An 18620-nucleotide genomic window follows, 5' to 3' on the forward strand; every position below is an offset into this window, starting at 1 on the left:
AACACGGCTGCGCATTGAATAATATCCATTGAATAATATCTATTGAATAAGGAAGGAGCCCCTTCCGATATACAATATTCAATAGATATTATTCAATATTCAATCCCTACTCCACCACGCGCAGCATGCTCCGCTTGCTCTCTTCCTCTTCCTGCTTCAGCTCATGCAGGGCCACGGTCATCTTGTTGGTCTTCACGAATTTGCACCAGTGGCAGTCTTCCTGCCCGCAGCCGGTGTAAAACCTGCGCGCCTGGATGGCGGCGTAGGTGTCTTTCACCTGCGCCTTCACGTCCTGCAGGTCCATATCGTTGATGAGCACTTCCTCGCGCACGTATTCCTTCTTCTTGTTGGGCTCCACGAAGTCGAACACCACGTTCGTCACGTTCCACTCGGGCTTGTACGAGCCGATCATGATCTTGTAGAAAACGGCCTGGCGCCAGTAGTCGCCGCCGGCAGGAATCTTCGGGTTGGGACGGGCAAACTTCTCCCGGCTCCGCTCGGGGTCGCCGGTCTTGTAGTCCACGATGGTCACGTCGTTGCCACGGAACTCGATCTTGTCGAGCTTGCCGCGCAGCAGCTGTCCGTCTACGTTTACGCTGCGCACGTTGTGCTCGATGAGCACGAACTTGTTGAGATGCGCCACGTGGCGGTTGTAGTACTGCTTCAGGATCTCGAGGCCGTACTCGCTGCGGCGGGCAAACTGCTCCTTGGTGAAGCATTCGCGGTTGCGGCCCATATACCAGGTAAAGTCGTTGAGGAAGTCGTCGAGGGCGGGGAAGCGCTCCTGCGGGTCTTTCTTCATCTTCACGAACAGCTGCTCCAGCGCGTGGTGCACGGCCGAGCCGAACTCGGCGGCTTCGTTGCGCGGCGAGGGGATGCGTACGATGTTGCGGAAGTAAAATTCCAGCGGGCAGCGCAGGTAGTTGTTCAGCGCCGACACGTTCATCTGGAAGCCGGAGAGCACGCGCGCCACCATTTCTTCTTCGAGTGGCGCCACCTCGGGGGCGAATAAGCCGGTGAGCTGCAGGGTCTGGAACTCGGCGATGGCTTCGGCCTCGAGCACCTGCGCCTGCACGGGCAGCGGGTGCGACTCGAAGATCTCGGCGATGAACAGCGAAGGTTCCAGCAGCTTGCCTTCTTCCGTAGCATTACTGTACGAGATATACAGGTGCTGCTTGGCGCGCGTGAGGGCTACGTAAAAGAGGCGGCGCAGTTCCTCGGTATCGTCGCCCTTGGCGTTGGAGGCGAAGAGCGTGTCGGGGAAGGAGAAGCCCGAGTGGGGCTTGCGCTTCTTCTCCCACGAAGAAGCCGTGGAGCCGGCGAGGAACACGTAGTCGAATTCTAGGCCCTTGGAGCCGTGGCAGGTAAGCAGGTTCACGCCCTTTTCCTGGCCCGACACCTGCACCAGCGGCAGGGCGAGTCCTTCTTTCCGCATCAGGTCGAGGCGCTCCATAAACAGCTCGAGCGTACTGTACGGATGGCGGCGCAGCTCGTCGCGCACGTGGTTGTAGAAGCCCGTTACAAGCTGCAGCAGCCAGTGGCGCTCGGTGTGGTCCATGATGTGCCCGAGGAAGCCCGCTTCGCGGAGGATCTTCTCGAGCAGGTTGGCGAGCGTTTCGTTGGCGGCCGCGCCGATGAGGCGTTCCAGTAAATGTACGGTCTCGCAGAGGCGGCGGTCGAGGCCCTTGTCGAAGAGGTCTTTGGGGGCCGACCGCTCGCACACGTAGCGGCGGAGGGAGGTCTTTTGTTTTTTGTCCTGGTAGTTGGCGTCCGACACCAGCATGGCGGCCTTGGCCACTTCGAGCGGCGGGATGCCGAACCATTCGAAGTGGAGGATCTCGAACAGGAGGCCGTCCCCGCCGTAGGGCGTGTCGCGCTCGGCCACGATGTAGTCGAGCACCTGCAGCAGCTGCCGGATGAGGGGCTGCTCGAGGATGTTGAGGTGGCGGCGGCTGTAGAAGGGAATGCCTTTGAGGCGCAGGTATTGCGCGAGCTCCTCGCCGTAGCGGTTCTCGCGGTAGATGATGCCGATCTCGGAAGGCTCCACGCCGTCTTTGATGAGCGCTTCGATCTTCGTGGTGATGCCAATGAGTTCCTGCCCTTGTGTCGCATACGCATGCACTTCCGGGCCATGGGTCAGGTGCGCCATCGCCACGTTGGCGGCGCGCAGGTTCTTGCTCAGCCCGCCGATCTGCTTCACGAGGCGCTCCTCGTTGCGGTCGATGAGACTCTTGGAGATATCGAGAATAGGCTGCGTGGAGCGGTAGTTCTCGGTAAGCACCACGGTCATGAGGTCCTGGCCGAAGGAGGTTCCGAAGGCCATCATGTTTTCCACGTTGGCGCCCTGGAAGCGGTAGATACTCTGGTCGTCGTCGCCCACCACGAACACGTTGGGCTGGTCCCAGTAGTTGATCAGTAGTTCTACGATGCGGTTCTGCGAGCCCGAGGTATCCTGGTATTCGTCCACGAGGATGTACTGGTATTTCTCCTGGTAGTGACGCAGCAGGTCGGCATTGTCCTGGAAGGCGCCGATGACCCAGTTGATCATATCGTCGAAGTCGTAGCGGCTGCGGCGGCGCATCAGCTCCTGGAACTTCGTGAACTCGCCGCAGGCGGCGATGAGCTTTTGCATGCGCTCTTCCTGCTCGGCGATCTTGTCGGTGCGCACGTCGCCCTTCTTGAAGTCCTTGGTGGCGCGCTTGCAGATGTATTCGTCGCGGTTGGGGAGGTCTTTAAGGTACTCGCTCACCTTCTGGCAGATGTAGTCGGGCGTCCAGCCTTCGCGCTTCATGAGGGAGAAAAGCTGCTGGAGGTTGTGCATCTCGAAGTACACGTCGCCGCGGTAGCGCTTGAGGGGATGGTCTTTGCCGAAGCCGTCGATCAGCTCCTTGAGCAGCTCGATGCGCTCGAGGTCGGAGATGGGGTCAAGGGCCGTTTTTTCAAAGAGGCCCAGGTTGTCCTGGATCACCTCGTTGCAGAAGGCGTGGAAGGTATGCAGGGCCACGCGGTAGGCGTCGGGCCCGATAAAGCCGCTCAGGCGGCGGCGCATGGCCACCACGCCGGCGTCGGTATAGGTGAGGCAAAGAATATTATCGGGCTCCACCTGCGCGTCGGAAAGGAGGATCTTGCCGATGCGGGCGGACAGGATCTGCGTCTTGCCCGTACCCGGCCCGGCGATCACCATCACGGGCCCCTCGATCTGGTCCACTGCGGCTTTCTGCTGCTCGTTCAGGCGGGCGTATTCGGTTTCGAATTTTTCACGGAGTTCGGAGCGGTAGGCCATGAGGCAGTTTATAGTTTGTAGTTTATAGTTTGTAGTTGGCTGGCGCACGCCAGGCTTTTCAGCTATAAAAACGGGCGGAACGCTAATGCCTAAACAGACTCCGCCCGCCGTAGCTTCAGCGCAGGCGGGAAGTAAAGGTAGGGAGGATTGCTAGGATTTTTAGCAGGCGCCTACTGTGATAATATATATTTCATAAGGAATATCGCTTCCCCGCCTGCGGATTAAAATTCACCAAAATGGCGGCTAAGGAAAAAGAAATGGATCGTGTCGTTAGGAAAACTTCTGAAATAGCTTTATTGATTGGTCTTTTATATGGGTTGTCCCTTTTGCTTAGAAACCTCCTTTTTGAACGCGAAAGACGGAGGATTCTGATGTAAAGATCACTGATGCGCCAGGCGGCGAGCGCAACCTGCCGGAAAAGAAGGCGTTCACAGATGCCGCGCCGCGAAGCGGTGCCATCCTGATAGCCGGCGGGCAAAGCCCGCCGGTTTACGTTGTTAGAACAAACACTGCGCCCCGAAGGGGCGCCATCTTGATTACGTCCGGCGCAGCCGGGCGGCCGGATGACGCATCCGAAACCGTTCCAGCAACACCGATCCCACCGGCAGCTTCGCACCGGGGCCCTTCGGACCCCGTAATAAAGATGGCGCCCCCGCTTATCGCGGGGCAGGCTCTTTCGGGGCGTTGCTCCATCCATTCCCGTTCCGGCAGGCTGCGCCAGCCGGCTACCGGGATAGCACCGCTTCGCGGCGCATTGCTTCCCCCATCCGTTTCCCGGGAGGCTGCGCCTCCCGGCTACCTTGTCATCCTGAGCGCAGTCGAAGGATAGCGCCGCTTCGCGGCGCAGTTCCAAAGCTCTCCGTCCCCTTAAGTGAAGAAGACGTAGGGTGGGCCGCGCTGCTTACATCGGATCATGAAAGAGATACTGCGAATCAAACGGAATATCCCGCTCGGTCAGCATCCCGATAATTTCCTCGCGGAACTTCATCTTGCGATGATGCGCTTCCTGGTTGCGGATATAAGCGATCACCGTGGGCAGAATGTTCTTCGTGCAGGCAAACGCGGCATAGCCATCCTGCCAGTGAAAGGGCACCTCCGTAAAACCTCGCTTGTTGATCCATTCCGACGTATCGCTTTTGAGGTCGCGCATCAGGTTGCTTTCGGCTGTGGATGGATGCTTGCCGATCAGAATATGGAGGTGATCGGGCATCGCGTTGATGGCCAGCACTTTCTGCTTTTTGTTTTGAAGATGGCCGGTCTGGTAACGCAGCATCTCGTCGCGCCAGGGCGGGAGTAGGAGCGCCCGGCGGTACTTCACCGCCGTGATCAGGTGCACGTGTAATTGGGTATAAGACGACATACCCGAAAGTCCCGTTCCTATCCGGAATCACCCTGTGTTTTTCACCGTTGCAGCTTGCTTTTTTCCTGCCGGGAAACAGCTGTTTTTTCCACCAACCACCTACAGCCAACCCGATTACCCAGACGCATGCCGCTGAGTAGGCGCCCGAACGCTCCGTAGTGCCCGTACGCACGTACCCGATTGCCTGCCCGCGCGCTGCATAAAGTACACCCGCACGTTCCGGAAAGGCACCCGCACGCACCTGAAAGGCCACCCACGCGTTGCAGTAAGGCCACCCGCACGTTACCTGAAGCCCATACTCGCGTTGCATAAAGGTCACCCACGCGATACATAAAGCCCACCCGCGCGATACATAAAGCCCACCCGCGCGTTACATAAAACCCACCCGCGCGTTACATAAAGCCCGTACGCGCGTTACATAAAGCCCGTATGCACGTTACTGAATGGCCATACGCACGTACCATAAGGGCCATACGCTTCCCCCTGACAACCACGCAGTTACCTATTTTTTGCGCAAAACGGAAACAAGCAACCCTACCCGCTTATTCCCTTGCCCCCAACAAAAAAGCCCCTGTTTCCACAGCGGCCTTTTTTATCGCGCATCGCGCAACTACAAACTATAAACTACAAACTACAAACTCCCCGCGCCCTCCAACACCTTCGCGCCCTTTCTTTCGTGCACGATCTCGCGGTACTCCTGCGTGAGAATGTCCACCATGCGCACCAGGCGCTTCCAGGGCTCGGCGCCTTCGGCGGTATGGTAGAAGCCGTCGAGTTTGTGAAGCAGGTTTTCGTAGGCGAGCCGCAGCTCGTCGCGCTTTTCGATCATGGTGTAGGGCAGGTCGAGGTCGGCATCGAGGCCGGCGCGCTCCATGAAGGTGTTGTCGAAGTGGAGGTTGGCGGCATCGAGGGCATTGACCCAGGCGCCCAGGCCGAGGGCAGCTACAGCGGCCGCGCAGGCGCGGTCTTCGCGGAGGTCGCGCACGAGGGCGGCCACGAGGGCGGTTTCGCTGCGGTAGCTTTTGCTGATGTGCCGCGGGCCATAGGCCTCGAGGCGGCGGTCCAGCACGGCGGCGTGCTCGCGGAGGTCCTCATCGGGGTGATAGAGGTTGCCTTCGCAGAGTTCCTGCAGGCCCAGCACGAGGTCGTGGCGGCGGCCGTCGGCGGCCACCATGCGGGCGGTGTGGCGCGGCGCGCGGTCGCGGCGGAAGAGGGCCTTGATCTCGCCGTGGATCCGGGCGGCACCCGCCTGGGCGCTCTCCAGGGCCGCCGGCAGTGCGGCGTCGCTGTTGTCGATGCTGGCCAGCAGCTGCTCGAAAAACTGGATGAATTCCTCGTTGCTGAGGGGGGTTAAGTGTAAAGCATGCGATCGCATATGACTAAGGGTTTGGTTCCTATTAAGGTACGACGGAACGGAGCACAACCGCAAATCCCGGAGCCCTTCTTTTCGCAGCGCCGTTGCAGTGAGGGCGGCAGGGACGGTGGGAAGGTTTCTCGCAGAGGGCGCGGCGCGTTTTCCCCGCCGCTGGCGGGGCAGGCTGCAGAGGACGCAGAGGCCTTCCAGTTACCAACAGACACTTAGGCAGTAGTACAGGCAGGAATGTCGTTTCTGATCGAGGCTGCGGGAGGCGCCTTACAGGCGGAGGAAAGCCAACATGCCCTGCCGCTCATCTCGTTCTCTCATTCTCTCGTTCTCTCGTTCTCTCGTTCTCTCGTTCTCTTGTTCTCTCCTTCTCTGTATTTTCACCCATGCCCCGCCTGTTCCTTCTGCTCCCACTTTTTCTCGCTTCTTGCCTCGGTCCGGGCAACACCGATTGCTGTGAACGCCTGTCGCGCGACAGCCTCGCGCACGGACTGTACGTGGAGCGTTACCACACGTTTTGCGCCGGCGTCTGGGGCGACGGTTATACCCTGTACCTCACTGATACGACCTCATTCCGCGCCCGTATCGGCTGGCAAGACGAGCACGGCCACCTGGGCTGGCGGCTCGACGCCGACTCGCTGCGGGTGTTCCGGTATGAGTTTGCCGACGACATCGATACGTTGCGCCACGTACAGCTCTTCCCGGAACAATTGGCGGCAGTTCGTGCCAAGGGCCACGAAGTGCTACTGCAACCGCTATTGGGTGTTCCGCCGCCGGACTGCGTTCAGCTCGTCACAGATCCGGGCTTTACCGAGTTAAGCGAAGGTTACCGGCTACGCAGCCGGCAGTTGCAATGCCCGCCCAACTATACCAACGAGTACCGCCTCATCGATGGCAAAGGGCTTAACCTGCTTCTCGGCTACGATCGACCCGGCGAAAACCTGTCGTTTTACCCGACGGTGCAAAAGGACGGCTCGATCGACATTTACGAAACAACGAGTCGGCAATGGCGCGACACCACCCTGCGCGAAGCATTTTACCTGCCCGCCCTGCGCCACGCCGGCCTGGTCCAACCCTGCGACAAAACTTCCACGAAGAAGTAGGACCAGTAAAGCTTTCTTTACCATCGAACACTCAGACAAGATTAACGGCCGGATAAGCGACTTTTATTTCGAGGCTGGGGGCAGATCCTGCGCGCCCCCGGCCGAAGCCTATGGCGCGGAGGCCCGGGCGGAGGAAAGCCAACATGCCCTGCCGCTCATCTCGTTCTCTCGTTCTCTTGTTCTCTCATTCTCTCGTTCTCTCGTTCTCTCGTTCTCTGTATTTTCACTCATGCCCCGCCTGTTCCTTCTGCTCCCCCTTTTTCTGATTGCTGCCTGCAGCAGCAACGACAGCCAGCCCCGGCAATCGGTCGCCGCAACGGCTGCTGCCGCAACTTCCCCCACCGATACGAGCTGGCTGCCTGCGTTCCGCGCCTTCCGCGACGCGGTGTACCGACATGACAAGACCGCCGCGCGCGCCTTTGTGCCGCTGCCGATGGATACGGTGGAAAACGACGTGTGGTACGTGGCCGAACTGGAAAAGGCCACCGCAACCGGCATCAACGGCGCCCGGCCCTTTACCGCCGCCCACTTCGACCGCTACTTCGACCAGCTCTTCGCCCCGGGCTTTATCAAAACGCTGCTGAAGGTGAAAAGCGATACCCTATACCGCAGCGGCCGCTACGAAACCCCGTTCATCACCGAAGGCGATACCCGCTACCGGATGTATACACGAGTGGAAGACAACATCCTGCTACTGAACCTGTATTCCGAGTCGGTCACCGAAGCGGAGGAGGAAGTGACCACCGAGTTCAGCGTGCTCTACTACTTCGACATCCAGGGCAATCGCCTGCAGCTCCGGCGCATCCGAGTCGCCGGCTAACCCCCTCTCCCCTCATGTACTCATGTATTCATGTACTCATTTGATCTCCCCTCCTGACCCGCATCTCCCTACCTTACCTCTATGCACCACCACGAGGACCTCGTTTTCCTCCGCGACCTTTACGAAGGGGCGCGCCACCGCTACCGGCCGGCACAGTTGCGCACGATCCTGCTTGCCGAGGCGCCGCCCGAAAACCTGGAGCGCTTCTTCTATTACGAAGACGTGAAGCGGCAGGACTCCCTCTTTCTCGAGATCATGGGCGTGCTCTACCCGCGGCAGAAGGAAGCTTACCTCAAAGCCAAGCGTCCCACCGAGGGCAAGACCGACCTCCTGCAACGCTTTCAAAGCGACGGCTTCTGGCTCTGGAACTTCTACCCCCTGCCGGCCTCGCTGACCACCGACAGCGACGCGGTATTGCTCGAACGGCTCCTTGCCGGGCTGCGGCGCTATGCGTCCTTCGACACGCAACTCATTCTCATCAAAGCGTCGGTGTACGATACCTGCTACACGCCCCTGACAAGCGCCGGCTACCGCGTGGCGCCTGAGCGCCTGCCCTACCCCGGCAGCGGGCAGCAGGCGGTGTTCCGGGAGGGATTCCGAAGGGCGTTGGGGGATTGATGTTTTAACGCAGAGAAGCAGAGCGATTCACGGCGGGCACAGAGGCGAGGTCGCTACCAGCGACTATACGGATTGCGCGACAGGTCTTGATCCGTTTTCTGCACGAGGCTACGAGAGACGCCTTACAGGCGGAGGAAGGCGCTACCAGTTGCGGACATAGCGATGGAAGCCTTGCTTCAGGAGCGGAACATTGAAGTTGATCAGGTAGGCCAGCTTTTTATCGGCCAGTTTGAGGTAGGTGAGGAGTTGGGATTCATTGACGGGCACCAATTCCCGGACGGACTTCAATTCGACGATGACTGACTCATTGACAAGCAGATCCACGTTGAAAATCTCACCCAGATCTTCGCCATCAAAAACAAAACGCACCGGCGCCTCCACCTGCACACGGAAGCCGCGCCTGCGTAACGTGATCGCCATCGCTTTCTTGTAAGCCGATTCCAGGAGCCCCGGGCCAAGCGTCCGGTGCACATAAATAGCCGCATCCAACACGGCAGCACCGATACGGTTCAATTCTTCTTTGTCCATCCGGCAAACCTCACGTCGTTCGGAAAAACATCCATGTGAAAATCAACAGGGATTCCTGTTTTTTTCCTCCGCCTGCAAGGCGTCTCTCGTGGCCTCGATCAGCACGTAGTTTCAGATCGTTCAGGCTGCCAACATAACTGTTGGTAAAGAACCTGCCTCTGTGCCCGCCGTGAATCGCTCTGCTCCTCTGCGTTAAGAAACTACGCGCGCGCTCCCCACCCGGCCTACCTTTGCTTATGACGCCGCATGCCCATCATTACGCCCGCATCGTCAAGGCCAAGCTGTTCATCGACGCGCACTACGCCGAGGCGCTGAACCTGTCGCTCATCGCCGACGAGGCCCACTTCTCCCGGTTTCATTTCATACGCCTTTTCAAAAGCATCTACCGCCTCACGCCGCACCAATACCTCGTGCACGTGCGGATGAAAGAAGCCCGCAAGCTGCTGCAACAGGGCTGCGCTGTTACCGATGCGATGCTGGCCGTGGGCTTCGATTCCATCACGTCGTTCAGCAGCCTCTTCCGGCGCCACCACCGCCAGACCCCGGGCCAGTACCGGCGCCTGCAGCTGCAGCGGCGCCGGTTGCTGCGCGAAGAGCCCCTGCGCTTTGTGCCGCATTGCTTCGCCGCGCAAAAGGGCTGGGTGTAAACCGCAATTTTGAAGAAGAAAATGCGCGCGTTCCGCCGCTACTTTGCCGTACTAAAACACACAGCATGATTACCCGCCTCAACCACGTTTCCATCTTCGTGCTCGACCAGGAAAGCGCCTACGACTTCTACGTCAACAAACTCGGCTTCAACGTACACACCGACGCCCCGATGGGTCCCGGCGCACGCTGGCTCACCGTTACGCCGCCGCAGCAGCCCGAACTGGAGCTGTCGCTGATGCCGATCGTCGACGGGATGCTGTTCAAAGACGGCGCCGCCGAAAAGATGCGCGCGCTGGTGCAGGCCGGCACCTTTGGCTTCGGGGTGTTCGAGTGCGACGACCTGCAGGCCACCTACGAAGAGCTGGCCGCGAAAGGCGTCGTGTTTAAAAAGCCGCCCACGCGCGAGTTCTACGGCTACGAAGCCCTCTTCGTCGACGACTCGGGCAACTGGTTTTCGCTGGGCGAAAAGAAAAAGGACTAACGGCTGATGATGCCGTAGACGATGTTGATGGTGAACGCCACGATCACCGTGTTGTAGATGAAGGACAGCAGGCTGTGCAGCAGCACGAGGCGGCGGATGTGCCGGCTGGTGATCGACACGTCGCTCACCTGGTAAGTCATACCCAGCACAAAGGAGAAGTAGGCAAAGTCGAGCAGGTCGGGGTGCTGGTCGTTCGGGAACTGCAGCCCGACGCCCCCGTTGTGCTGCGTTACGCAGGAGTCCGGCCGGTAGTAAAGGTGGGCATACCGCAGCGTAAAAAGGGTATGAATGAGCAGCCAGGAGGCAGTGACTGCCACCACCGCCATCCAGATATGCAGGGTAAGGCCGCGCTTGCTGATGGTGGGCAGCTCCTGCAGCAGCGCCAGGATGGCAAAGAGGCTGAAGAACGCCGCTCCGACGATGAACAGGAAGCTGAGGAGGCGGCTGATGTCCTGCTCCCGGGCCACCAGGGCAGCATCCCGGGGATTGTTGCTGAGGATGGTCAGCCACGAGAAGGCCAGGATCACCCCGGCAAAAAGGCTCCAGGAAGGCAGGAAGGCGCCGCCAACCGTGTAGTGTTGCCAGCGCAGCAGCCCGAAAAACAGGCCGGCGGGGACGAGGGCCAGCAGCAGCCGCACCGCCCGCGGCACCGCGTTCACCATTCGAAACAGGGACATCCAAAAAAGTTTAACAGCCGGAAGGTATCGTTTTTCTTGGCAGCCTCTTTGCCGCTAAGTGGTATTGCTAACCACAAATCAAACAAATGAAAACACACCTGTTGAGCCTGGCAGCCGCCGTGATGCTGCTGGCCTCCTGCGGCGCCAGCCGCACTACCACGATGAGCAGCAGCACCAACAACGCCGCCTATGGCGTGCCGAGTGTAGTGGGCAGCAACTTCGCCACGCAATTTCCCGGCGCCACCAACATCCATTGGTCGGCCTACGACGCGACCGCCTCGCCCCTCGACTGGGACCTTGCCGGCTGGCCCACGCTCACCGGCAACGACTATATGGTCACCTTCGACCAGTATGGCAACCGCTACTATGCCTGGTACGATAACGCCGGCAACTGGATCGGCAGCGCTTACGCCGTCACCAACCTCGGCGTGTTGCCCGCGGGCATCAGCACCGCCATCCAGCAAAACTTCAGCGGCTACACCATCGAGTCGGTACAGCGCGAGCAGTGGAAAGGCAACGCCGCCTACGAGCTCAAGCTGCGCAACTACGAAGGCAAGCTGAAACTCCTCATGGACGAAAACGGCACCGTTTTGAAACGTAAAGACAAGGTGGAATAAGCCCGGATGATTCCATCGGAAAGCCCCGACGAAACGGTCGGGGCTTTTTGTGGTGCGCATGCGGATGACGCGCGTCTTGCCCGGCGAACGGGGTGGTCGTTGGTAAAAGCAAAAGACGCAGCGTCGGCTGCGTCTTCAGGGTACAATCGTTATTCCGGTAAAGGGTCAGGCGGGCTCTTTCTCGTTGAGGAGGTCCATCAGCGACTGGAACAGTTGCGCCTTCGTAAAGGGCTTTTCCAGGTAGATGTCGGCACCGCATTCGAGGGCGGCGTCTTTGGCGGCACCGTCGTAACCCGAGATCATGATGATCTTCACCGAGGGATGATTCTTTTTCAGGTAGGGAATGAAGTCGAGGCCATAACCGTCGGGGAGCTTGTTGTCGAGCAGCACGAGGGCGGGCGTTTCGCGCTGGAGGAATTCCTCGGCGGCCACCAATCCTTTTACGTGTTCGAGCTCCATGTCTTTGCCGGCGAGCATGATGTTCAGCAGCAGGCACATATCGCCTTCGTCTTCTACGATTAATACTTTACGCGCGGGGGCTTCGGGGTGGTTGATTGCCATGATGGAAGGTTTTTAGGTTGCGTTTTCGGGGTTTGTGGTGAATAAGCAGTAAAGCAGGTCAGTGTGGCGGCTTTACCTCAACGCTATATACCCTAAAATCGTTCCAAACTCCCCCGAGCTCTACTTTGCAGGCTGGACGCGGATTCCCGTTTTTCCCCAACGTCGCCAGGCGATCCACAGAAGGGTCCCAACGAGGAGGAACACCCACAAATGTGCCCCGGCGACCAGCAAACCGGCGAACCATCCCCAACCTCGGGCGAGGGCGTCGGCAAGGCGGCTCCCGAAGGGGGGCGTATAACTATCCAGGTCGCTGTTTACGATCACCTCGCGGCGCAGGAGGGGCGGTTGCGCCAGCTCCACGCGCACGATGCTGTAGCGCACGGCCTCGTCGATGCTGCGGCCCTCCAGGCGCTGGCCGATCTCTTCGTCGCGCACCTCCAGGGCCGAAGTAGTGGCGGTCACCTTCCGCGACGTGGCCGGGTTTTCGAGCAGCCGGCGCCGGGCGTCGGCGCGCCATTGGGCCGACACGTAATCGAGCGTGCGGTCGTCCACGTCGAAGTCGCTCCCCCGCACGAAGGCCGCCACCTGCGCCGCCGCGAACAGGAATTCATCGAGCCGCTCGGCCGGCACGCGCAACGTGAGCGACGCCGAAGGCTCCAGGGCATGCAGCAGGAGCACCGAGTCGTTGCTCTGCTTCAGCCGGCGGGTAGCGCCTTCGTTGGCCGACAGGTGCTGCTGGCGCAGGGCGCCGCCCATGTCTTTCGCCAGTACGGTCAGCGCGCGGGCGCCGCTTTGCACATCGCCCACCTGCAGCTCCAGCGCCGCCGTCTTCACGAGTTTGGAACCGGGCGGCTCGGCGGCGCCCGCACCGGCATACCCGGTGCTGTCGGCAGTGGTGTTACCGCGGTACTGCGGTTCTCCGTGGTCGTTAGACTGGCAGGCCACCAGCAAAAGGGCGCAGGCGGCGGCGAGGGCAATGGGCTTCATACAGTTCTTTAGCCTTGATCCTTTTTGACCCCGGAAAGTAACCTCGCAAAGCGGCGCTAAATGTTTCCGAAATCTGCAAACCGGCGGGTTACCCCGGGCACCCGCCTGAAAAAGCAGGCGGGAGCAGGCCCTTGTTGCCGTGCTTTTGTTTGAGCCCGGGCAGCGCCGTTTTCCACAAGAGGACTGCCCCTTACCGCCCGGCCTTTTATTTCGCTTTTCTGGAAAATAAATTAGGGACGATTCCGGAGCCAATGCCTACTTTGCTTCAAACTGCAACCTTATGGCTCAGGTCTTCAACCTTGATTTCACCTACCGGAGTTTTGTTCACTCGGCCATCATCACCGTGCGCCAGGTAGGCAACGACCACAGTGTGGTAGCCCAGATCCTCGACAGCAGCCTCCGTCATATCGTGCCCGACGGCGAGCTGAATTTCCGGCTCAGCAACGCCAGCCGCCAGCCCACTGCGGCACCGCGCCCGGGCTACAACGAACTGGAAACCGCATTACGCACCGCCGTCAGCCAGCACCTCCACCGCACGGCCCCGGAGCGCGGCTTACCCAACCCGTAATTCTACGGTCCCTGCCAGACCGCGGCAAGGGGAACCGTTACCTGGAGTAACCGACAAGCGACCTGAAGAAAAAGAAAGACGCACCGTAGTGCGCCTTTCGTCTATGCAAGTGTTTTACCTTCTGCTTACTGCATCACCGGGATGCGACCGTCTTTTTTGTCACCGGCCCGGCCTACGCCATAACCACCGGCGGCTCCGATGATACCACCGATCACGGCACCCATTGCCCGGTTTTTCTTGTTGATGACGGCACCGGCGGCGGCACCGACTACGCCACCGATCACGGCGCCTTTAGCGGCTTTGCTGATGCCTTTCTTGGCAGGGGCCTGGGCCGTGCTGCTCGATTCGGAAGAAGCCGAGCCGGCGTCGGTGCCCACCGAGGTACCGGCACCGTTATCGCTCGTAGCTACGGGTTCCGAAGAAGGAGCCGGCGCGGGTTGCGGCTTCGGCGTGCTCTTGGGAACGTTCACGTAACGGTAGCGGGTTACGGTGCGCACTTTCGGAGCGGCGGCCTTGGCAACCGCGGGGGCTGCTGCGACAGGCGCTTCGGGTTGTACGGGCAATTCGGACACGATGGCTTTCGAGGCATTGTAAGCGGCGAGGCCGGCGGTATCGATCGGGTTCACGGCAGGCGTTGCTGCGGTTGTGGCCGCATCGGGTGCGTTGTTACAGGCAACCAGCATCGAGGCAGCGGACAGGAAGAGTACAAATTTTTTCATACGGTTTGTTTTTACAGTGTTCGACCCCCTGAAAGCGGAAACCGTGCCGGCGGCTGTTAAAGAACTGCATAAGGCCGGGCTTTATGAAAGGATTAGGTTAATCAACGTGAAAACGTGGGGCGTGAGGCGTGAGGCGTGAAGCGTGAGGCGTGAGGCGTGAAGCGTGCGGCGTGCGGCGCGAGAAAAACCGGCGGCCTTTGACGCCTGACGCCTCACGCCTCACGACTTCTTCCCGATCGGCAGCCACTTCTTCAGCTTGTCGCCGAGGCCGCCTTCGCTTTTGTCCTGCCCCATCAGGTAGCCATACGGCTCGAGCGCATCCACGTGGTCGCACACGATCTTGAACATCCCGATGAGCGGGATGGCGAGCACCATGCCGGGGATGCCCCACAGGAGCTCTCCGGCCACGATCCCTGCAATGGTAAAGAGCGGGTTGATACTGACGCCGGCACCCACCACGAGCGGCTCCAGGATGTACGTCTGCAGGAACTGCACGGTGCCGTACGTAACCAGGATCCCGATGAGCAGGCCCGTGCCGCCCCCCTGCGCGAGCGCCATACCCGCCGTCAGCGCCGTGCCGGTGAGGTTGCCCACGAAAGGAATGATCTCCAGCAAGCCGCAAAGGATGGCGAAGAAGAACGGGTTCTTTACCCCCACGATCGAAAAGCCGATGCTGTAGAACACCCACAGGCAAAGGATCATCAGCGAAAGTCCGCCGAGGTAGCGCCGCGCGACCTTCTGGATGCTCACCAGGGTGTCATCGGCCGTGCTCTTGCTGCCGGCAGGAATCAGGCGCAGCAGGAAGCGGCGCAGGCGGTTGCGGAGGTACAGGAACAGGAACACGTATACGAATACGAGGATCGTGCTGGTGAGGAAGGTGGCCGTACCACTGAGCAGGCCGGTGAGAAAACCACTGATCTTGCCCGGCGTCTGCGCCTTCTGCGATTGCACGAGCTGCTGTTGCTCCTGCTGCGACAGCCCGAAGCGCGCCGTGATCTGCTGCCGCAGGCGGTCGAACTGGCGCATCAGCTGCTGCTCCATCTTACTGGCATCGTCAGCAAAGCCCGACACCTGCCAGATGATGAGCGACACGATAGCAGCTACGATGAGCAAGCCCAGCAGGAGACCGCCCAGTGAAGCCCAGCCGCGCTTCCAGCCCTTGCGTTCCAGCCACTGGGCGGCCGGCAGCAGCAGCATGGCGAAAAGAGCGGCAAAGGTGAGCGGCACCAGGAAGGGACGGGCATAGTAGAGGATCACCACGGCGCCTATGAGAACGGCAAAAACAAGGACGGTCCGGAGGAGCGGACGTTCGGTAGTCATAACCGCAGGGCTAAAAAACTGGTGCCAGCCCACCGTTTCGGTTTTGTCTATACTTCTATCGAAAATATCTACCGTGTCACTATTGGAACCTTGCTCCTTCTGTCGCACCTTTGCCCCGCGAAAACAAAGTAACTATGAAGAATGTAACCCTGTCCCTGGGCGCCCAGTTCCCCGATTTCAAGAAGAAAGCCGTTGTATCGATCGAGAAAGGAAAAGAATTTTACGACCTCACCTACGAAGAAATCCGCAATTCCGGCAAGTGGATGGTGATGTTCTGGTGGCCGAAGGATTTCACCTTCGTATGCCCCACCGAGATCGCCGAATTCAATAAAGCTTACCAGGACTTTACCGACCGCGACACCGTGCTGGTAGGTGCTTCCACCGACAGCGAGTTCGTACACGCCGCCTGGCGCCGCGACCACGAAGACCTGCGCGGCCTCCAGTTTCCCATGCTGGCCGACACGTCGAAGTCGCTCGCTACCGAGCTCGGCATCCTGGAAGCCGAAGAAAAGATCGCCTACCGCGCCACCTTCATCGTAGACCCCCAGGGCATCATCCGCTGGGTATCGCTCTACGACCTGAACGTAGGCCGTAATGTGAAAGAAGTACTGCGTGTACTCGACGCCCTACAGACCGACGAGCTCTGCCCCTGCAACTGGCAGAAGGGTGAAGCCACGCTGAATGCGTAAAAAAAGCGCCTGCGGGCGCTTTTTCATTTCAGATCTCAGATCTGTGATTTCAGATTGCGCCCAAGTACAAGTACGAAATCATGGATCTGGTATCTGAATCTCAAAATCATACATCTGAAATCACTTTTTATGTTGTTTGGGAATAACACCGCTACCGATAATACCGCAGTGCAGTTGCTGACCGACCTCGGCCTGGAACCCGTGCTGTCGCCGCGTTTGCAGGCACTCACCGACACGGGCAGCCGCTACCTCCGCGACCTGAAGATGAATCTGCAGACCGCCCTGGGCGCCGAAACGCTTGGCGCCAAAGACGCGAGCCTGATCGGGCTGGCCGTTGCCGTCAACGAGGGGCATGAAGGTCTGCAAAATGCCTTCCGCACCCGTGCACGGGCAGCAGGCGCCACCGAGGCCGAAGTGGCCGAAGTGCTTGCCTGCACCAGCCTCATGAACACCAATAATGTGTACTACCGCTTTCGCCACTACCTGCACGACGAGTTTTACGACAAGGCACCCGCAGGGATCCGCATGAGCATCATGGCATCGCCGGTGCTGGGTAAAGAGCTGTTCGAGCTGATCAGCCTGGCCGTGAGCGCCCTCAACGGTTGTGAGCTGTGCGTCACCTCGCACGAAAAAGCGCTGGTCGGCCACGGTACGGAGAAGATCCGCATCCACGATGCCGTGCGCCTGTCTGCCGTGGTGAAAAGCCTGGTGGTACTGCTGTAGGCTCGGCTATCGCTGATTGGCAATAAAGAGGCTCCACCGGGTGGTGCCTCTTTATTTTTTGAGCTATTCTATTGCGGCTTCGTGATTGTCGATCGCCGGTGGAACCTCGAGATTCATGCTCTGAAATCCTTCCGTATACCACCAATGAGCCACCACCGGGGCGGCGTTGGTAACGAGGCCGTCGAATGGACTGCGCCCCAGGTAGTAGCGGATCATCAGCGGGCTGTCGAGCGACCATACGAATACGCGCCGCCCCTGTGCCTGCTGCGTGGCCACCGCGTCGGGCTGAGGTCCGCCCGTGTATTGCGGCGCCCACACGTTCGCCTGCAGCGATTCGGCAACTTCCGGATCAAGCTCACAAAGAGAAGGGATCGATACAGGATCGGGCAGCGCTTCAAACTTCGCGCGGATGTCCTTATCAGGTATACCGATGAAAACCTCGAGCTTACGCCCGATGCGCGCGGCTTCACGCAGGAATTCCTGCTGCAGGTCGTACACCACCGCCAGGTCGTGCGGCTCCTTGATGTCGAGCCACACCACTTGCAGCGGCGTGCGGTACAGCACGGCCTCGAGCGCCTCGCGCAGCGACGGTACCTGGCCGCCCTTGCGCAGGCGGATGTGCCGCAACTCGGCGAAGGTGTGATCCCCGATAAAGCCTTTGAAGAGCGCGTTGTGTACGGAGTCGAAGGCGAGGAAGGAATCATGCGCCAGCACGGGCACATCGTCTTTCGTCCACCGAACGTCGATTTCCACACCGGTAGCGCCGAGGCGCGCGGCCATCAGCAGCATCGCCAGCGAGTTTTCCGAAACGGGCAGGAAGTCGACGTTGCGGGCCCCGCCGCGGTGGGCGATAATTTGAAAGGTATCGGATGCCGGCAGCGGGCCGGTGCGCTCCAGCGAGAAAAGGTGGCCGGGGCGCTGGTTGCGCTTTCCATAAAATCCCACCCAGCGCTTGCCGCGTTGCTCCAGGCGTACCGTTCCGGTGCCCGAGGCCGACAGCTTGCGCCAGTAGCCGTGCAGCAGGGTGGCGTTGGCGTCGGCGCGTGCAGTGCATACGAGGTAGGCGCCGTCCTGCGCGCAAAAGAAAGACAGGTGCTGTTGCACCGTGTCGCCGTTGCGCGTATAGGTCCACTTCAGCACGGCGGTTTCGCCGAAGAAGTCGGAGCCAGCGGTGATGCGGTAGATGCCTTCCAGGGCCTGGCAGGCCGGTGCGTCGAGGTCGCGGGTGCCGGGCGCACGGAAGCGGCGCCATCGTCGGCGGGGTACCGGCACATGCCGGGCCTTATAAGCGATCCAGGCGGCCACACCGCCTGCCAGGAGCAGGAAAGGAATCATGTAAAGTGTTGGGGCAAAAAGCGAGCCGGGGCGGCTCGTATAACGGTCACGCTCAGGCGCGCTTCCAGATGTTGTGCGTGTTCATTTGTGCTTCGCGGGCATACGTGCCGCATTGGTGCTGACCGGTCTTAACGGAGTAAACGAGCGTTGCTTTCTGAAGTGGTTTGCGTTTGCGTTTTTCGTCGCCGGAATGTTTCTGCATTTCCATGTCTCACTAAAT

General features: G+C 59.9%; 20 protein-coding genes. 9 read left to right on the forward strand and 11 right to left on the reverse strand.

Annotation, left to right across the window (positions count from 1 at the left end; all coding sequences use genetic code 11):
• Positions 1-106: 106 nt before the first annotated feature.
• The 3 genes from E0486_RS09140 to E0486_RS09150 form a co-directional block, all read right to left on the reverse strand.
• A complete protein-coding gene (locus E0486_RS09140; protein WP_131851859.1) occupies positions 107-3283 on the reverse strand; it encodes an ATP-dependent helicase in 3177 nt (1058 codons plus the stop codon).
• A 901-nt stretch (positions 3284-4184) separates the two neighbouring features.
• Positions 4185-4643: an IS200/IS605 family transposase gene (tnpA, locus tag E0486_RS09145; RefSeq protein WP_131851860.1), complete on the reverse strand. Its 459-nt coding sequence runs from the start codon at positions 4641-4643 to the stop codon at positions 4185-4187.
• A 631-nt stretch (positions 4644-5274) separates the two neighbouring features.
• Complete coding sequence (locus E0486_RS09150) at positions 5275-6018, reverse strand: DUF6261 family protein (protein ID WP_131851861.1); 744 nt, start codon at positions 6016-6018, stop codon at positions 5275-5277.
• A gap of 374 nt (positions 6019-6392) precedes the next feature.
• Between E0486_RS09150 and E0486_RS09155 the strand changes: the two genes are divergently transcribed.
• From E0486_RS09155 to E0486_RS09165, 3 genes are all read left to right on the forward strand, one after another.
• Positions 6393-7109 (forward strand): hypothetical protein, encoded by a 717-nt coding sequence (locus E0486_RS09155; protein ID WP_131851862.1) that lies wholly within the window; start codon positions 6393-6395, stop codon positions 7107-7109.
• Positions 7110-7338: 229 nt separating this feature from the next.
• Positions 7339-7929 (forward strand): hypothetical protein, encoded by a 591-nt coding sequence (locus tag E0486_RS09160; RefSeq protein WP_131851863.1) that lies wholly within the window; start codon positions 7339-7341, stop codon positions 7927-7929.
• An 81-nt stretch (positions 7930-8010) separates the two neighbouring features.
• Complete coding sequence (locus E0486_RS09165) at positions 8011-8547, forward strand: hypothetical protein (RefSeq protein WP_131851864.1); 537 nt, start codon at positions 8011-8013, stop codon at positions 8545-8547.
• A gap of 141 nt (positions 8548-8688) precedes the next feature.
• On the opposite strand, the gene E0486_RS09170 is transcribed toward E0486_RS09165, so the two are convergent.
• Positions 8689-9075, reverse strand: coding sequence for a GxxExxY protein (locus E0486_RS09170; RefSeq protein WP_131851865.1), 387 nt, complete (start codon positions 9073-9075; stop codon positions 8689-8691).
• A gap of 236 nt (positions 9076-9311) precedes the next feature.
• Between E0486_RS09170 and E0486_RS09175 the strand changes: the two genes are divergently transcribed.
• On the forward strand, positions 9312-9722 hold the full coding sequence (locus tag E0486_RS09175; protein WP_131851866.1) for a helix-turn-helix domain-containing protein: 411 nt from the start codon (positions 9312-9314) through the stop codon (positions 9720-9722).
• 65 nt (positions 9723-9787) lie between these two features.
• On the forward strand, positions 9788-10204 hold the full coding sequence (locus tag E0486_RS09180) for a VOC family protein (protein ID WP_131851867.1): 417 nt from the start codon (positions 9788-9790) through the stop codon (positions 10202-10204).
• Here the strand turns inward: E0486_RS09180 and E0486_RS09185 are convergent.
• A complete protein-coding gene (locus tag E0486_RS09185; RefSeq protein WP_207906225.1) occupies positions 10201-10881 on the reverse strand; it encodes a DUF1345 domain-containing protein in 681 nt (226 codons plus the stop codon). The two genes, E0486_RS09180 and E0486_RS09185, sit on opposite strands and share 4 nt — an antisense overlap.
• Positions 10882-10967: 86 nt before the next feature.
• On the opposite strand from E0486_RS09185, the gene E0486_RS09190 reads away from it, so the two are divergent.
• Positions 10968-11498, forward strand: coding sequence for a PepSY-like domain-containing protein (locus tag E0486_RS09190; protein WP_131851868.1), 531 nt, complete (start codon positions 10968-10970; stop codon positions 11496-11498).
• 165 nt (positions 11499-11663) lie between these two features.
• Here the strand turns inward: E0486_RS09190 and E0486_RS09195 are convergent, their stop codons facing one another.
• Together E0486_RS09195 and E0486_RS09200 are read right to left on the reverse strand one after the other, a co-directional pair.
• Complete coding sequence (locus E0486_RS09195) at positions 11664-12059, reverse strand: response regulator (RefSeq protein ID WP_131851869.1); 396 nt, start codon at positions 12057-12059, stop codon at positions 11664-11666.
• Between the two features lie 120 nt (positions 12060-12179).
• Positions 12180-13046, reverse strand: coding sequence for a DUF4349 domain-containing protein (locus tag E0486_RS09200; protein ID WP_131851870.1), 867 nt, complete (start codon positions 13044-13046; stop codon positions 12180-12182).
• Between the two features lie 280 nt (positions 13047-13326).
• Between E0486_RS09200 and E0486_RS09205 the strand changes: the two genes are divergently transcribed.
• A complete protein-coding gene (locus E0486_RS09205) occupies positions 13327-13614 on the forward strand; it encodes a hypothetical protein (RefSeq protein WP_131851871.1) in 288 nt (95 codons plus the stop codon).
• A 125-nt stretch (positions 13615-13739) separates the two neighbouring features.
• Here the strand turns inward: E0486_RS09205 and E0486_RS09210 are convergent, their stop codons facing one another.
• Both E0486_RS09210 and E0486_RS09215 read right to left on the reverse strand, forming a co-directional pair.
• On the reverse strand, positions 13740-14333 hold the full coding sequence (locus E0486_RS09210) for a YMGG-like glycine zipper-containing protein (protein ID WP_207906226.1): 594 nt from the start codon (positions 14331-14333) through the stop codon (positions 13740-13742).
• A 219-nt stretch (positions 14334-14552) separates the two neighbouring features.
• Positions 14553-15653 carry an AI-2E family transporter gene (locus tag E0486_RS09215; protein WP_131851872.1) on the reverse strand — a complete coding sequence of 367 codons (1101 nt, stop codon included), beginning with the start codon at positions 15651-15653 and terminating at the stop codon, positions 14553-14555.
• A 134-nt stretch (positions 15654-15787) separates the two neighbouring features.
• On the opposite strand from E0486_RS09215, the gene E0486_RS09220 reads away from it, so the two are divergent.
• Together E0486_RS09220 and E0486_RS09225 are read left to right on the forward strand one after the other, a co-directional pair.
• On the forward strand, positions 15788-16342 hold the full coding sequence (locus E0486_RS09220; protein WP_131851873.1) for a peroxiredoxin: 555 nt from the start codon (positions 15788-15790) through the stop codon (positions 16340-16342).
• A 129-nt stretch (positions 16343-16471) separates the two neighbouring features.
• Positions 16472-17065 (forward strand): carboxymuconolactone decarboxylase family protein, encoded by a 594-nt coding sequence (locus E0486_RS09225; RefSeq protein ID WP_131851874.1) that lies wholly within the window; start codon positions 16472-16474, stop codon positions 17063-17065.
• 63 nt (positions 17066-17128) lie between these two features.
• Here the strand turns inward: E0486_RS09225 and E0486_RS09230 are convergent, their stop codons facing one another.
• On the reverse strand, positions 17129-18400 hold the full coding sequence (locus tag E0486_RS09230) for a glycerophosphodiester phosphodiesterase (RefSeq protein ID WP_131851875.1): 1272 nt from the start codon (positions 18398-18400) through the stop codon (positions 17129-17131).
• Positions 18401-18452: 52 nt separating this feature from the next.
• Positions 18453-18602, reverse strand: coding sequence for a hypothetical protein (locus E0486_RS18825; RefSeq protein ID WP_165917263.1), 150 nt, complete (start codon positions 18600-18602; stop codon positions 18453-18455).
• Positions 18603-18620 lie beyond the last annotated feature (18 nt).

Source organism: Flaviaesturariibacter aridisoli (genome assembly GCF_004343705.1).
In the GTDB taxonomy this organism is placed as follows: Bacteria; Bacteroidota; Bacteroidia; order Chitinophagales; family Chitinophagaceae; genus Flavisolibacter; species Flavisolibacter aridisoli.